General features: G+C 69.5%; 16 protein-coding genes. 9 read left to right on the top strand and 7 right to left on the bottom strand.

Annotated elements, in window-relative coordinates; all coding sequences use genetic code 11:
* Positions 1-3: 3 nt before the first annotated feature.
* The 3 genes from ACFPJ1_RS15345 to ACFPJ1_RS15335 form a co-directional block, all read right to left on the bottom strand.
* Positions 4-690: a DinB family protein gene (locus tag ACFPJ1_RS15345; RefSeq protein WP_380104304.1), complete on the bottom strand. Its 687-nt coding sequence runs from the start codon at positions 688-690 to the stop codon at positions 4-6.
* A complete protein-coding gene (gene thiD, locus ACFPJ1_RS15340; RefSeq protein ID WP_380104303.1) occupies positions 687-1,502 on the bottom strand; it encodes a bifunctional hydroxymethylpyrimidine kinase/phosphomethylpyrimidine kinase in 816 nt (271 codons plus the stop codon). Before thiD ends, ACFPJ1_RS15345 begins: the two co-directional genes overlap by 4 nt.
* A 133-nt stretch (positions 1,503-1,635) precedes the next feature.
* Positions 1,636-2,598, bottom strand: coding sequence for a thiamine-phosphate kinase (locus ACFPJ1_RS15335; protein WP_380104302.1), 963 nt, complete (start codon positions 2,596-2,598; stop codon positions 1,636-1,638).
* 127 nt (positions 2,599-2,725) lie between these two features.
* On the opposite strand from ACFPJ1_RS15335, the gene ACFPJ1_RS15330 reads away from it, so the two are divergent.
* The 4 genes from ACFPJ1_RS15330 to ACFPJ1_RS15315 all read left to right on the top strand — a co-directional run bounded on the left by ACFPJ1_RS15330 (position 2,726) and on the right by ACFPJ1_RS15315 (position 5,287).
* The gene (locus ACFPJ1_RS15330; protein ID WP_026163142.1) at positions 2,726-2,962 is read left to right on the top strand and encodes an Lrp/AsnC family transcriptional regulator; all 237 of its coding nucleotides are present in this window, start codon (positions 2,726-2,728) and stop codon (positions 2,960-2,962) included.
* Positions 2,941-3,462, top strand: coding sequence for a DUF3515 domain-containing protein (locus tag ACFPJ1_RS15325; RefSeq protein ID WP_380104301.1), 522 nt, complete (start codon positions 2,941-2,943; stop codon positions 3,460-3,462). The genes ACFPJ1_RS15330 and ACFPJ1_RS15325 overlap by 22 nt, the downstream gene beginning before the upstream one ends.
* 147 nt (positions 3,463-3,609) lie before the next feature.
* Positions 3,610-4,026 (top strand): YciI family protein, encoded by a 417-nt coding sequence (locus ACFPJ1_RS15320; protein WP_380104300.1) that lies wholly within the window; start codon positions 3,610-3,612, stop codon positions 4,024-4,026.
* A 34-nt stretch (positions 4,027-4,060) separates the two neighbouring features.
* A complete protein-coding gene (locus tag ACFPJ1_RS15315; protein WP_380104298.1) occupies positions 4,061-5,287 on the top strand; it encodes an RNA polymerase sigma factor in 1,227 nt (408 codons plus the stop codon).
* A 28-nt stretch (positions 5,288-5,315) separates the two neighbouring features.
* Here ACFPJ1_RS15315 and ACFPJ1_RS15310 read toward each other — a convergent pair whose 3' ends face one another.
* Positions 5,316-6,449 carry a D-alanine--D-alanine ligase family protein gene (locus ACFPJ1_RS15310; RefSeq protein WP_380104296.1) on the bottom strand — a complete coding sequence of 378 codons (1,134 nt, stop codon included), beginning with the start codon at positions 6,447-6,449 and terminating at the stop codon, positions 5,316-5,318.
* A 167-nt stretch (positions 6,450-6,616) separates the two neighbouring features.
* Between ACFPJ1_RS15310 and ACFPJ1_RS15305 the strand changes: the two genes are divergently transcribed.
* From ACFPJ1_RS15305 to ACFPJ1_RS15295, 3 genes are read left to right on the top strand one after another with little or no spacing between them, the layout of a single operon-like run.
* On the top strand, positions 6,617-7,213 hold the full coding sequence (locus ACFPJ1_RS15305) for a TetR/AcrR family transcriptional regulator (protein WP_380104295.1): 597 nt from the start codon (positions 6,617-6,619) through the stop codon (positions 7,211-7,213).
* Between the two features lie 23 nt (positions 7,214-7,236).
* Positions 7,237-8,331, top strand: a complete 1,095-nt coding sequence (locus tag ACFPJ1_RS15300) for a trans-sulfuration enzyme family protein (RefSeq protein ID WP_380104293.1) — start codon at positions 7,237-7,239, stop codon at positions 8,329-8,331.
* Complete coding sequence (locus ACFPJ1_RS15295; RefSeq protein ID WP_380104292.1) at positions 8,331-8,927, top strand: nucleoside deaminase; 597 nt, start codon at positions 8,331-8,333, stop codon at positions 8,925-8,927. Before ACFPJ1_RS15300 ends, ACFPJ1_RS15295 begins: the two co-directional genes overlap by 1 nt.
* Here ACFPJ1_RS15295 and ACFPJ1_RS15290 read toward each other — a convergent pair.
* Both ACFPJ1_RS15290 and ACFPJ1_RS15285 read right to left on the bottom strand, forming a co-directional pair.
* Positions 8,900-10,093: an MFS transporter gene (locus tag ACFPJ1_RS15290; protein ID WP_380104291.1), complete on the bottom strand. Its 1,194-nt coding sequence runs from the start codon at positions 10,091-10,093 to the stop codon at positions 8,900-8,902. The two genes, ACFPJ1_RS15295 and ACFPJ1_RS15290, sit on opposite strands and share 28 nt — an antisense overlap.
* A complete protein-coding gene (locus ACFPJ1_RS15285) occupies positions 10,090-10,905 on the bottom strand; it encodes a DeoR/GlpR family DNA-binding transcription regulator (protein ID WP_380104290.1) in 816 nt (271 codons plus the stop codon). Before ACFPJ1_RS15285 ends, ACFPJ1_RS15290 begins: the two co-directional genes overlap by 4 nt.
* Before the next feature lie 95 nt (positions 10,906-11,000).
* On the opposite strand from ACFPJ1_RS15285, the gene ACFPJ1_RS15280 reads away from it, so the two are divergent.
* Complete coding sequence (locus ACFPJ1_RS15280) at positions 11,001-12,158, top strand: MFS transporter (RefSeq protein ID WP_380104288.1); 1,158 nt, start codon at positions 11,001-11,003, stop codon at positions 12,156-12,158.
* Between the two features lie 6 nt (positions 12,159-12,164).
* On the opposite strand, the gene ACFPJ1_RS15275 is transcribed toward ACFPJ1_RS15280, so the two are convergent.
* Complete coding sequence (locus ACFPJ1_RS15275; protein ID WP_380104287.1) at positions 12,165-12,989, bottom strand: SMP-30/gluconolactonase/LRE family protein; 825 nt, start codon at positions 12,987-12,989, stop codon at positions 12,165-12,167.
* A 135-nt stretch (positions 12,990-13,124) separates the two neighbouring features.
* Here ACFPJ1_RS15275 and ACFPJ1_RS15270 point away from each other — a divergent pair, with 135 nt between their 5' ends.
* Positions 13,125-13,817 carry a MerR family transcriptional regulator gene (locus tag ACFPJ1_RS15270; protein WP_380104286.1) on the top strand — a complete coding sequence of 231 codons (693 nt, stop codon included), beginning with the start codon at positions 13,125-13,127 and terminating at the stop codon, positions 13,815-13,817.
* The last annotated feature ends 81 nt before the right edge of the window (positions 13,818-13,898 follow it).

The following is a 13,898-nucleotide window of genomic DNA, read 5'->3' as shown; positions in this document are numbered from 1 at the left end:
CCCTCAACTCCCGCCCGTACTGCGCTCCGCCAACCCCTCGGCCTCGTCCGAAGCCCTGACACGCGGGACATCCCCCTCGCTGTCGTCCGCAGTACCGGCTTCTGTTTCCTCGGGTTGGGCGGGTTTGGGGGCTGGGATGATCGGGGGTTCGAGTTCGGCCAGGATGTTGATGATGTCCTGGCGGTGGTGCTGGATCTCGTGGGCGGTGTGCCGGATGATCCAGCCCAGCGACCGCGGCGCCCGGACCGGGTAGTTGTAAAGGCCGAGCTTGCCCAGTTGCGGCGGAGTCAGCACTCGCGCCGCCGCGCCGAACTCCCGGGCGAACCCCATCAGCGCGGCCGCCACCTCCATCGGGTCCTGATCCTCGTACTTCGCCTGCTTGACCCGGCCGGTCCGGTCCATCGGCGCGTACACCGGCCGGTCCTCGGCAAGGCATTGCGCGATCCGGAACCGCTGCACCTCGAGCACGTCGCGGACATGGCAGGCGTACTCGATCGCGGACCAGACCTCCGGCTCGGGCCTGATCCGGACCACGTCGGCGTCGGGCCCGGCGGCCGCCTTGGTCAGCGCCATGCTGCACTCCGCGGACTGCCGGACGAGTGTCGTCACCGTGCCCTGCAGGTCACCCGTGTCGTAGTTGAACCCGCACTCGTCACAAAGTCCGTCCACCGGGGGGCGGCGCTTGTTCACCTGTCACTCCTGTTTCGAAACCGCCACGCGTGATCCACCGGACCGATGCCACCACCGAGCGAGAACCCCGCGGCCACCGCCCCGCTGATGTACTCCTTGGCCGCCCCGACCGCCGCCGGTACGTCGTACCCGCGGGCCAGGTACGACGCGATCGCGCTGGCCAGGGTGCAGCCGGTGCCGTGCGTATGCCGGTTGTCCGCGCGCGGCGCCCTGAACTCTTCCCGTACTCCGGGGCCGTGCAGCACGTCCACTGCCTCTGCGCCTGAATCGTGGCCACCCTTCACCAGTACCCAGGAGGCACCGGCGTCGAGCAGGATCTTCGCGGCCAACTCGCGGTCCTCGACGCTGCGGAGTTCGACGCCGGCGACCGGACCGAGCTCGGTCAGGTTCGGCGTGAGCACGGTCGCCAAGGGCACGATCTCCGCACGGACGGCCTCCATGGCATCGGCCGCGAGCAACGCGTCGCCGTGCTTCGACACCGAGACCGGGTCGACCACCACAGGTACGCCGTCGGGCAGGGTGCGCAGGAGCGAAGCCACCACCCGCACCATCGAGGCTGAGGCAAGCATTCCGGTCTTCACGGCGTCGACGCCGATGTCGTCGACCACGCTGCGGAACTGCGCCCGCACCTGCTCCTCGGGCAACTCCCACGCGCCCTGCACGCCGAGGCTGTTCTGCGCGGTGATGGCAGTCAGCACGCTCATCCCGTGCACTCCGTTGGCCAGCATCGACTTCAAGTCGGCCTGGATCCCCGCTCCCCCGCCGGAGTCGGACCCGGCGACGGTGAGAACCCTGGGCGGTGCGCTGGTCATGACAACTCCCGACAGCCTGCGATACGGACGATCCCCCCAGTCTGCCGCCTGCCCCCGGCGGTCGCGGACGGCACCCTGCACACGGCGCGCTCAGTCGGCGGCCGGTCGGCCGCGGTGGGGGTGGTGGACATGCTCAGTTCCTGAAGTGGGCGTGGCCGGTGGTGCTGGTGTAGGGCTGGCCGTCGACGGTCACGGTGCCCGGTGGGCGTTCTTCGTTGCCCTCGGCAACTGAGCCGATGACGGTCCAGCCCTCGGGGACGTCGGCCGGTTCGAAGGTGCCGACCAGGGCGTGGTCGTCTCCCCCGCTCAGCACGAACGCCAGCGCGTCGGCACCCGTGGCCGCGGCGACCGCCTGGAGCGGCTCGGCGACCGCCAGCGCCCCGGAACGGATGTCGATCACCACCTCGCTGGCGACCGCGATGTGGCCGAGGTCGGCGACCAGTCCGTCGCTCACGTCGCACATCGACGAGGCTCCGGCGATCGCGGCGCGCGGACCTTCGGCGTACGGCGGTTGCGGGCGGCGGTGCGCCTCCACGACGGAGCGGGGCGAGCGGAACCCGCGGTTGAGCACGGTGAACCCGGCCTCCGCCCAGCCGAGCCGCCCGACCACGGCCACCTCGTCGCCGGGGCGCGCCCCGGAACGCAGTACGGGCGGGCGGCCGTCGAGGGAGCCGAAGGCGGTCACCGAGACCACGATCTTGTCGGACTGCACGGTGTCGCCGCCGACGATGCTGGCGCCGAGCAGTTCGGCCTCGTCGGCGAGTCCCTGGTTGAGCTCGAGCGCCCACGCGGTCGGCAGGTCCGCGGGCGCGCCGAAGCCGACCACCAGCGCGGTCGGCCGGGCGCCCATCGCGACGATGTCCGCCAGGTTCTGCGCGACCGCCTTGCGGCCTACGTCGTACGCCGACGACCAGTCCTGGCGGAAGTGCCGGCCTTCCACCAGCAGGTCGGTCGTGATCACCATCCGGCCGTCCGGCACCGCCAGCACGGCCGCGTCGTCGCCCGGTCCGACCAGGACGTCCTCACCTTGGGGAAGGCTCTTGGTGACGGCCGCGATCAGGCCGAACTCACCAGTGCTTCCCAACGTCTCTGTCACGTCAACAGACCTCCCATATCGCCACCCGGAGTCTAGGCGGTACGGTGACCGGGCAACGAAGAGTACGCCCGGCCGCTTCGGAGTACCGTGGCCGGCGCCAGCTGAGGACGACTGAGCGGAGAACGACGTGGTGGTCCAGGCCTACATCCTGATCCAGACCGAGGTCGGCAAGGCGGCCGACGTCGCAGCGCAGATCGCCGAGGTCCAGGGCGTCACCCTGGCCGAGGACGTCACCGGTCCGTACGACGTGATTGTGCGCGCGGAGGCCCGCAACGTCGACGAGCTCGGCAAGCTGGTCGTGGCGAAGGTGCAGAACGTGCCTGGCATCACCCGCACGCTGACGTGCCCCGTCGTCCACATCTGAGTCCCATCGCCGCTTCACGGCGCCGGCGCGCCCCGCGAAGAGCCGCGCCGGCTATCGCCCTGTCCGCCTTCGCCACGTTCGTGCTGGCCGGTTGCAGCCCGGGCCCGGTCGACATCGCCGTACCGTCACCGGCGGCGGAGGTGGCCGAGGCCTGCGCGCCACTGGTTCAGGCGCTGCCGGACAAGGTGCTGGACGCCGACCGCCGCAAGACCGAACCGCCGAGCCCACTGACCACGGCGTACGGCGATCCGCCGATCGAGGTCACCTGCGGGGTCGCGCCACCGGCCGGGATGGCGGAGGCGCAGTCGCAGTGCTTCGAGGTGAACGGCGTCGGCTGGTTCGCCAAGGAGGTCAGCAACGGCTTCATCTTCACCACGATCGGCCGCAAGGTCTATCTGGAGATCGCCGTCCCGGACAAGTACCAGCCCGAGGCCAACGCCCTCACCGACGTCTCGGACGCCGTCAAGGCCCACAACACCCTCATCACCCCCTGCACCTGACGGCCGCCGGCCTGACAGCGGGGGCAACGGCGGGCTGAGAGCAGCCGTGGATCGTGTCGCGCTGTTCTTGTCCGGTTCCGTCTGGGAGCGTCGACGTAGCTGGTGAGAGGTGCCGAGCACGGTGCCGCGACCGACTGGGAGCTACTGATGAAGTACATGATCCTGACCTACGCCTCGCAGCAGGACTATGACGGGATGGGCGGTAAGGACACCGGGAAGCCCGCCTGGACCGCGGAGGACTTCGCCGCGATGGGCGCCTTCATGGAGAAGTTCAACAACGACCTGGTCGAGTCCGGCGAGCTGGTCGAGACCCGCGCTCTCGCCGCGCCCGTCCTGACCCGGCGACTCGGCTCGAAGGAGGGCGCGTCGGTCGTCACGGACGGCCCGTACGCCGAGACGCAGGAGGTGCTGGCCGGCTACTGGATCGTCGAGTGCGACAGCTTCGACCGCGCCACCGAGATCGCCGCCCGGCTGGGTGACACTCCCGCGCCGGAGTTCGTCCGGGCCACCGCGTACGCCGACATCCGGCCGATCGTGGAGGGCCGGGAGGAAATGATCAGCTGACGTCGCGGACAGGAGCTGACGGGGCGATGAGCTGATGTCCGAGCGGGCGCTCGAGGAGCTGCTGCGCGAACTGGCGCCGCAGGTCCTCGGCGCGCTCGTCCGGCGGTACGGGCACTTCGACACCGCCGAGGACGCCGTACAGGAAGCCCTGCTCGCCGCCACTCAGCAGTGGCCGTCGGAGGGTCATCCGGACGATCCGCGGGCCTGGCTGATCACCGTCGCTTCCCGGCGGCTGACCGATCTGCTTCGCCGGGAGCAGGCTCGGCAGCGGCGAGAGGACACGGTGGCCCAGTGGGTGCTGCCCGACGAGTGGCTGGCGCCGAGCGCGGACAAGGCCGACTCGCCGCAGGACGACACGTTGATCCTGTTGTTCCTGTGCTGCCACCCGTCGCTGACGGCCGCGTCCCAGATCGCGCTCACGCTGCGCGCGGTCGGCGGTCTGACCACTGCCGAGATCGCTCGCGCCTTCCTGGTGCCGGAGGCGACGATGACCCGGCGGATCACCCGGGCCAAGCAGAGCGTGAAGGACGCCGGAGCCCGGTTCTCGCTGCCGCCCGATCGCGCCGAGCGCCTGGACGCCGTACTCAAGGTCATCTACCTGATCTTCAACGAGGGCTACGCCAGTACTACGGGCCCGAGCCTGCAGCGGGTCGAGTTGGCGGCCGAGGGGATCCGGCTCGCCCGGATGGTACACAGGTTGCTGCCCGACGACAGCGAGGTGGCAGGGCTGCTGGCGCTGATGTTGCTCACGGATGCGCGGCGACCGGCTCGAACCGGTCCGGCAGGTGAGCTGATCCCGATGGCCGAGCAGGACCGGTCGTTGTGGATCCGCTCGTCGATCGACGAAGGCGTCGACCTGATCACCAAGGCGCTGCCCCGCGGACCGGTCGGGCCGTACCAGTTGCAGGCCGCGATCGCCGCCGTCCACGACGAGGCGCCGACGGCCGAGGAGACGGACTGGCCGCAGATCGTCGCTCTCTACGAGGTACTGCTGCAGCTGTCCGACAATCCGATGGTCGCGCTGAACCACGTGGTCGCGGTGGCAATGGCTCGCGGTGCGTCCACCGGGCTGGAGTTGCTCGCGGGGATCGAGGACGACGAGCGGATCGCGAAGGACCACCGGCTGCACGCCGTACGGGCCCACCTGCTGGAGATGTCCGGGGACCCGGCCGGCGCGCGTACGGCGTACGAGCTGGCGGCCAGGCTGACCACCAGCGTTCCGCAACAGCGCTACCTCAATGCGAAGGCGGCAGCGCTGTAGGCGCCGGCTGGTGGTCAGCTCCGGTTGGTCAGCGGAGGCCGGTGGCCCTCGTCATCGCGAGGGTGAGCAGGCGGTCGACCAGGGCCGGGTAGTCGACGCCGGTCGCGGCCCAGAGGCGCGGGAACATGCTGGTCGGGGTGAACCCGGGCATGGTGTTGATCTCGTTGATGACCACTCGCTCGTCCTCGTCGAGGAAGAAGTCGACCCGGGCCAGGCCCTCGCCCTCGATCGCGTCGAACGCGGTCAGCGCCTTCGCCCGGACCTCGGCAACGATGTGCTCCGGCAGGTCGGCCGGCACCGAGAGCGCGGTGTACTCCTCGCCCTCAGGCAGGTACTTGGCCTCGAAGTCGTAGAAGTCGTGGCCGCCGCCGGAGACCGAGATCTCGCCGCAGACGCTGACCTCGGCCGGGCCGCCGTTCAGGCCGCCGAGCACGCCGACCTCGATCTCGCGCGGGTTCTTCGCGCTCGCCTCGACGATCACCTTCGGGTCGTGCGCCCGTGCCTCGGCGATGGCGTCGTCCAGCTCGGCCAGGCTGTTCACCTTGCTGATGCCCAGGCTGGATCCGCCGCGGGCCGGCTTCACGAACACCGGGTAGCCGAGCTGGTCGACCGCCTCCCGGCTGGCCTGCGGGTCGCGGGTCCAGTCGCGGTCGCGGATCACGACGTACGGCGTCACCTCGAGACCGGCCGCCTCGAAGACGACCTTCATGTAGTGCTTGTCCATCCCGACCGCGCTCGCCAGCACGCCGGAGCCGACGTACCGGATGTCCGACATCTCGAGCAGGCCCTGCAGCGTGCCGTCCTCACCCCACGGGCCGTGCAGCAGCGGGAACACGACGTCCACCTCGCCCAGCGTGCCCGGTACTTCGCCCGGCTCGCTGACGACGAGCTCGCGGTCCCGGCCGAACAGCACCGGCAGCGCGGTCACGTCCACCTCCGGCAGCTTGCCGTCGGTGATCGACAGCCGCTCCGGGTCGCCGCTCTCCAGCACCCAGTGGCCGCTGGTGGTGATGCCCACCGGCACGACGTCGTACTTGTCCCGGTCGATCACCTGGAGCACGTTGGCCGCGGTGACGCAGGAGATGGCATGCTCGCTCGACCGGCCGCCGAAAACCACGGCGACGCGGGGCTTGCTTTTTTCTTCCCTCGAGTACTCACTCACCGGCTCGACGATAGCGTCACTTCAGTCCGGCTTTGACCAGGGTTCAGTTAAGACCTCTTCAGATCTCTGTCAGTTACACCCGTTCCCGCCGGAGACTCCGGCGCGTCGGGTGGCGTGTACGCTGCCCGAACGCAGGACCAGTCGGCGCGGTGGCATTGGGGTAGGGCATGGGGCTTCGCGAGCTGAAGCGGGAACGGACCCGGCGGCTGATCTCGGACAAGGCGTTCGAGCTGTTCACCGACCACGGGTTCGGCCAGACGACGGTCGAGCAGATCGCCGCGGCCGCCGAGGTCGGGCCGAGCACGCTGTACCGGTACTTCCCGACCAAGGAGCGGTTGGTCCTGGAGTTCGTCGAGGACAGTCTGTTCGGCGCACTGGACTGGTTCCGGGAGCAGCCGGCGGACACCAACCTGCCGGACGCGCTGCAGAGCGTGATCGAGCGCGTGCTGGATCAGATGGAGAGCAACCCGGACCGGGTCCGGACCGTGTACGACCTGGCCGGGCAGACGCCGTCGCTGAGCGCGCACCTGGCCGAGGTGATCTGGCGCTGGCGGAACGAGCTCACGGTCGAACTGGCGGCGCGGCTCGTCGGGGACTCGGCCCAGTTCACCGCGGCCCTCGCGGCCGGGACCACGATGAACATCATCGAGATCGTCGTGCAGACCTGGGTGGACAACCCGGACGGCACCCAGGTGAAAGACCTCGCCCACGAGGCGATGGGCCTGCTCCGTGGCGGCGGCATCCCCCTCCCGACCTCGCAATAGCCGGCGCTTGGGAGAATCGCGGCATGGATCCCTCCACTGTCGTCGTGCATGCCGGCCGTCCGGCCCGCGTACCGGACGCTCCGCTCGGTGAGTCCCCCGTCTTCAGCTCGACCTACATCGCGGGCGGGAACCGCGGCTACGGACGTTTCGACAACGACGCGTGGGCAGCGCTCGAGACGACCCTCGGTGAGCTCGAAGGCGGCCGCGGCCTGACCTTCGCGTCCGGCATGGCCGCCGCTGCGACCCTGTTCGATCTCGTACCGGTCGGTGGCCGCGTGGTCGCGCCCCAGCACGCGTACAGCGGCGTACTGGGTCTGCTCGACCAGCAAGCGTCGACCGGACGGCTGACGGTGGATCGGGTAGATGTCGCGGACACTGCGGCAGTTTCAGCGGCGGTTGTCGGCGCCGACATGTTGTGGATCGAGTCGCCGACCAACCCGGCCATGGAGGTCGCCGACGTGCCGGCCCTGTCGGCAGCCGGTCGGGCCGCGGGTGCCCTGGTGATCGTCGACAACACCTTCGCGACGCCGTTGCTGCAGCAGCCCCTGAAACTCGGCGCGGACGTCGTGATGCACTCGGCAACCAAGTTCATCGCCGGGCACTCGGACGTGGTGCTCGGAGCCATCGTCACGGCCGACGACAACCTGTGGACCTCGCTCGAAGCCCGTCGCCGGAGCCTGGGCGCGATCCCGGGACCGATGGAGGCCTGGCTCGCACTGCGCGGTCTGCGGACGCTGGCGCTGCGGCTCGACCGCGCCCAGTCCAACGCCGCCTTCTTGGCCGAACGACTGCTCGCCCACCCGCGAGTGAGCCGCGTCCGCTACCCCGGCCTGCCGGACGACCCGGGCCACGAGCGGGCGGCGGCCCAGATGTCCGGCTTCGGCGCGATCCTGGCGATCGAACTCGGCGGCGACGCGGAGGGCGCCCAGCGAGTCTGCGAGAGCACCGCGCTCTGGGTGCACGCGACCAGCCTCGGCGGCGTCGAGTCGATGCTGGAGCGCCGCCGCCGCTGGCCGGCCGAGGTACCGACCATTCCCGAGGACCTGATCCGGCTTTCCATCGGCATCGAGCACCCGGACGACCTCTGGGCAGACCTCGAACAAGCACTCAAAGCCTGATGGACAGGAGCTGGCGCCGGCCGTTCGAGCTGGCCTGGGACTCCCTGCAAGCCGGCAGTTACCCGGTCGGCGCCGTCCTGCTCGACGCCGCGGGCGAGGTCGTCGTGGAGGGCCGCAACCGAGCCGCTGAGGAATCCGCGCCTGCCGGCCACCTCTTCGGTACGACGATCGCGCACGCCGAGGTCGACGTACTGGGCCAGTTGCGGGCCGGGGACTACAGCGACTGGACGCTGCACACCACGCTCCAGCCCTGCTTGTTCTGCCTGAGCGCTTCGCGGCTGGCCGGGATCGGGCGGATCGTCTTTGCGGGTGCCGATCCGTTGTGGGACGCCACCGCCGGGGTTCCGGGATTGCTGCCGGACCTGCTGTCGTCTCGCTGGCCGGTGTCGACCGGGCCGGCTGATGGGATGGACGGCGTCTGGGGTTCGTTGCTCCCGGCCATCTGGTTGGTCCGCTACAAACCCGAGGTAGTCGCGGAACCGAGCGATCTGATCCCCTGGCCGATGGTCAAGCTGGCCCGCATCTGCGTGGACGCGGGGATCCTCGAGTCGGCGTCCGCCGCGGAGGCCTATCGGTTGGCGGGTTCGATTGGCTGACGTGAACGCGACCTGAGCACTGGTGCTGCGATGACGGTCAGAACGCAGAGGATGACCGGCAGCGCGAAAGCGACGTTGAGCGGCATCCAGTGGGTGAGGCCGCCGATCAAGGCCGGTCCCGCGAGCAGGCCGACGTACCCGAGGCCGACGACCTTGGCCATCAGCGCGCCGGACGCCTTCGTGTCCAGGTTGCCCGCCGCAGTGAAGAGTTGCGGCACACCGCCGGAGAGCCCAAGGCCGAAGAGCGCCCAGCCGACGAGTGCGACCGGCACCCACGGGACCACGATGACCGTGGTCAGGCCGATCGCGGCCAGCGCGGCTCCGTAGCGGACGATCGCCGCTGGGCCGATCACCGCCGCCACCCGGTCCGTGGCGAACCGCCCGACGGTCATCGCCACCGCGAACGCGCCGTACGCGTAGGCCGCAGTACTGGTCGAGGTGCCGAGGACGTCCCTGAACTGCAAGGCCGCCCAGTCGTTGGCGACTCCTTCGGCGAGCATTAGGCCGAAGGCCAGGCCGCCGAGTTGCCAGACCAGCTTCTTCGAGGGAGGCGCGGTCGGTCGTGGTGCGTCCGCTGCCCCGTGTTCGACGGGCGCGGCGGCCTCGATCAGGTAGCGGCTCATGTAGAGCGAGACCGCGATGCACAGGGCGCCGCAAGCGCTCAGGGAGGCGGCGGTCGGGACTCCCGCCTTCAGGGTCGCGGCGCCGATCAGGGCTGCGAACGCGCCGCCGATCGACCACATCGCGTGGAAGGCGGCCATGATCGGTCGCGGGTAGGCGCGTTCGACGACCACCGCGTGCGAGTTCATGCCCACGTCGAGGGAGCCATTGCCGAAGCCGAACACGAACAACGCGAGGCCGAGTGTCCACCAGTTCTGCGCGAGCCCTGGACCGAACAGCGAGAGTCCGAGGAGTACGCCGGCCGCGGGGACGAGGCGACGCTGGCCGACGCGGTCCGCGAGCGGACCGGCGACCTGCATGCCGAGAAACGCCGCGCCGCCCAGGATCAGCAGCAGGAGACCCAGCGTGCTGTGCGAGATCCCGGTCGCACGTTCGACGTTCGGGATGTGCACCACCCACATGCCGACGGCGAAGCCGTTGAGCCCGAAGTACGTCCAGGTCGCGACGCGCGCGGCCCGCGGCGGCGCGGCGATGTCGATGCTCAAGAGCTGCCTTCCAGTACCGGTCGCGCTGCAACTGGCTGATCGGAGATGGGCTGGTCTGCGACCTGAATCAGTACTCCGCGCTGCGCGAGCACGGCGCGGGTGTCTTCGGGAGCGGTCGAGTCGGTGATGATCAGGTCGGGCCGATCGGCCGGGCAGATGTACGCGAGCGCGGCACGGTCCCACTTGGCACCGTCGGCCAGCACGATCGCGCGGGTCGACACGGCGAGAGCCTGCTGCTTCACCTCGGCATCGCCCAGGTCGAACGCGGTCATCCCGGCCTCGATGCTGAACGCGCACGGGCTCAGTACGGCGACGTCGAACCGCAGCGCGCGCAACGACGCCAATGTCAGCGGACCGACCATCGCCAACTCCCCCGGCCGCGGTTCACCGCCCGGCATCAGCAGCCGGACTCCGGGAGCATCGACGAGTTCCTGCGCGACGTGCAGCGAGAGTGGCATCACCGTCACCGTGCGGTTGTGCAGCAGCCGGGCGACCTCCAGGGCCGTGGTGCCGCTGTCCAACACGATCGTGTCGCCGTCCCGGAGGTGCTCGACGGCCGCCTTCGCGATCGCCTGCTTCGGGCCGAGCGCGGCAGTCGCACGCGCCGCGAACGGCGGCTCGATCCCGGTCGGCATCGCCGGCACCGCACCACCGTGGATTCGCTTCAGCACGCCCTGCGCGGCGAGGTAGTCGAGGTCGCGGCGAATGGTCATGTCCGAGGCGCCGGTCGCCGCCACCAGCTCAGCCACGCCGACCCGGGGTACAGCCTTTAATCGCTCGACGATGACCCGCTGCCGTTCCGTACTCTTCACTGGGGAAAGTTAACATCTCGGTGATCGTTCAAACAAAGTCGATGTTTGAATGGTGGACTCCCGTGGGCATCCGGACGTGTTGAGGGGTTGGATTCGTGGTCGACGAGGTGCGACGGTCGCGGTACGCCGTGGGTGTGGTGTTCTGCGTGCACGGAGCGGTGACGGGGTCGTTCGCGACCCGGGTGCCGTGGATCCAGGACCACGCCTCGGCGAGTCCGGGCCAGCTCGGTGTCGCGCTCGCGTTCCCCGCGATCGGGGCGTCGCTCGCGATGCCGCTGGCCGCGCGGATCAGCCACCGCTTCGGCAGTCGGAACGCCCTCCGCGGGCTGATCGCGCTGTGGACGATGTGCCTGATCCTGCCGTCCTTCGCCCCGAACCTGCCGCTGTTGTGTGCCGCGTTGTTCGTCTACGGCGCCGCTGCCGGGATGGCCGATGTCGCGATGAACGCGCTCGGCGTCGAGATCGAGCGGCGGATGGAGCGGTCGATCATGTCCGGGCTGCACGGACTGTGGAGCGTGGGCGCTCTGATCGGCGCGGGTGTCGGCACGATCGCCGCGCATCTGGACGTCAGTGCCCAGGTTCACCACGTGGTCGCGGCCGTCGTACTCACCCTGATCGGCGTGGGCGCCTGCCACTACGTGCTCGATCTGTACCCGGCGGACGATGTGGAGGCACCGCCACGATTCGCGTTGCCGCCGAAGTCGGCGTGGCTGATCGGTGCGGTCGGCTTCTGCGCGGTCTTCGCCGAGGGCGCGAGCCTGGACTGGTCGGCGGTGTATCTCCAGGACGTGCTCACCACTTCGGCCGGCGTCGCCGCCGCCGCGACTACCGGCTTCGCGCTGACGATGGCCGTCGCCCGGCTCGTCGGAGACGCCGTGGTGGATCGATGGGGAGCCGTTCGCACGGTTCGGGTGAGCGGAGTCGTTGCCGCCTCGGGTGGACTCCTGGTCGTGCTCGCGCAGCATCCGCTGGTCGCGATGGCGGGCTTCGGCCTGCTCGGTCTCGGCGTCGCCGTTGTCGTCCCCCTCGCCTTCGCCGCCGCAGGCCACGCCGGCCCCAACCCGAGTCAGGCCATCGCCGGCGTCGCCACCGTCACCTACACGTCAGGCCTGATCGCCCCCTCCGTCATCGGCGGCATTGCCCAAGCGACCAACCTCACCGTCTCCTTCATGGTCGTCACTCTCCTGACCTGCGGCATAGCAGTCCTAGCCCCGGTACTGCGCCCGCGAACCCAGGTAGCTCCACCGAACTGATGGTGGCTAGGGGTGGCCGGCGTGGGGAGTTTGGACCTGGGTGGTGAGGAGTTTGCCGGTGCGGTCGGTGAGCCGCATGTTCTCGAAGCCGTTCCACTGGGCCGCAAGGATGAACAGAGTGTCGCCGTCAGGTCCTCCGAGCATGCAGGAGAAGGCGCCGCGGTCGAGGTCGACCGTCTGGAGGACCTCACCACCTTCGCTGACTCGAACACAGCGCTGGTTCGGCACATCGGCGTACCAGACGGCGCCTTCGGCATCGAGGCAGATCCCGTCCGGATGCCCGTCCCCGAGGTCGGCCCAGACCCGCCGGTTCGACAGCCCGCCGTCGGATCCGAGGTCGAACGCGGTCAACCGGCACGCGAACGACTCCGCGACGATCAGCGTCGACCCGTCCGCCGTCACCGCCATCCCGTTCCCGAACTCGATGCCGTCAGCAACCTCCCGGGCGGATCCGTCCGGCGCCACGACAGCGATCACCCCGGGCTTGCTGAAGTCCAGGCTGCCGCCGTTCAGATAGGTGTTGCCGCGCGGGTCGACCACGATCTCGTTGAACAGTTCCGCGATCCCGCTCAGGTCGGCCGCCGTACCGAGCGACCCGTCGTCCTCCTGCCGCAGCAACCTCGAACCCGCGATCACCAGCAACGTCCCGTCGGCCGACCAGTCGATCGAGAACGGGATGGTCTCGGGCGGCACGGTCGCCATCACCTCACGCGCACCGTCGAGACCGACCGCGAGCACCTCGCCGGCCCCCCAGTTCGCCAGCCACAACCTCCCGTCATGCCAGCGCGCCGACTCCCCGTAGCCCAAACCGTCCACCAGAACCTGCGACATCGCCGTACTCCTCACCTAGGGAACCCTTCACCCTTGGTACGAACCCACTCGTCGCCTTTCGACATCACTCGGCGGCCTCCTGAGATTTCCAGGGGTTGCAGTTGACACTGTGTGAAGCCGGAGAGTGAAGGGGTCATGATCAACATCGGAGAATTCGCTCGCCTCGGTGGTGTGTCGACGCGCAGATTGCGGCACTACGACGCCATCGGGCTCCTCAGCCCCGCCCACGTCGACCCCCACACCGGCCGCCGCTCGTACGATGTCGCGCAGCTTCCCGTGCTCAATCGCCTGGTCGCACTCAAGGGACTCGGCTTCAGCCTGGAGGAGGTCGGCGTACTGCTAATTGAAGGCGTGGACTCCGCGCAGATGCAAGGCATGCTGCGCCTCCGCCGGGCCGAGCTCGAACGTCAGGTCCGCCACGACCTGCACGTCCTGGACCGGGTGACCGCGAGACTCCGACTGATCGAGCAGGAGAACCACGTGAACGCCCAGATCACCACCAAGCAGAGCGACGCCTTCACCATCGCCGGCCTCACGGCAACCGCCCCGGACGCCAGCCGTCAGAGCACCGGCGCCGTCGTCCAGTCCCTGTTCGGTCAAGTCATCGACCACATGGATGCCGCCGGCGCCGACCGAACCACCCCGATCGCCCACTACGTCCCCGACCCCGACACCCCTGAAGTCCACATCACCGCCGGCTACACCGTCCCCAACGGCTCAGTGCCCGGCCTAGAACCTCACACGCTCCCATCCACCCAAGTAGCCTCAACCGTCCACCAGGGCCCCATGGCAACAATCTCCACCGCCTACCAAGCCCTAGCAGACTGATCAGACAGCGGAGCCCCTCCGGTAGCTGGTTGTCTCGCGAGGACAAACCTGTCTACCCAAGGAGCTCCGCTGCTCCATGTT

This window comes from Kribbella qitaiheensis, from assembly GCF_042657745.1.
Classification (GTDB): Bacteria; Actinomycetota; Actinomycetes; order Propionibacteriales; family Kribbellaceae; genus Kribbella; species Kribbella qitaiheensis.
This window is presented reverse-complemented; position numbering and strand designations above follow the sequence as displayed.

Bases quoted from the DNA above. Each gene is read 5' to 3' on its own strand.
- thiD (WP_380104303.1), bottom strand. From the start codon at position 1,502: ATGACCAGCGCACCGCCCAGGGTTCTCACCGTCGCCGGGTCCGACTCC.
- ACFPJ1_RS15320 (WP_380104300.1), top strand. From the start codon at position 3,610: ATGAAGTACATGATCCTGACCTACGCCTCGCAGCAGGACTATGACGGG.
- ACFPJ1_RS15315 (WP_380104298.1), top strand. From the start codon at position 4,061: ATGTCCGAGCGGGCGCTCGAGGAGCTGCTGCGCGAACTGGCGCCGCAG.
- ACFPJ1_RS15305 (WP_380104295.1), top strand. From the start codon at position 6,617: ATGGGGCTTCGCGAGCTGAAGCGGGAACGGACCCGGCGGCTGATCTCG.
- ACFPJ1_RS15300 (WP_380104293.1), top strand. From the start codon at position 7,237: ATGGATCCCTCCACTGTCGTCGTGCATGCCGGCCGTCCGGCCCGCGTA.
- ACFPJ1_RS15295 (WP_380104292.1), top strand. From the start codon at position 8,331: ATGGACAGGAGCTGGCGCCGGCCGTTCGAGCTGGCCTGGGACTCCCTG.
- ACFPJ1_RS15275 (WP_380104287.1), bottom strand. From the start codon at position 12,989: ATGTCGCAGGTTCTGGTGGACGGTTTGGGCTACGGGGAGTCGGCGCGC.
- ACFPJ1_RS15270 (WP_380104286.1), top strand. From the start codon at position 13,125: ATGATCAACATCGGAGAATTCGCTCGCCTCGGTGGTGTGTCGACGCGC.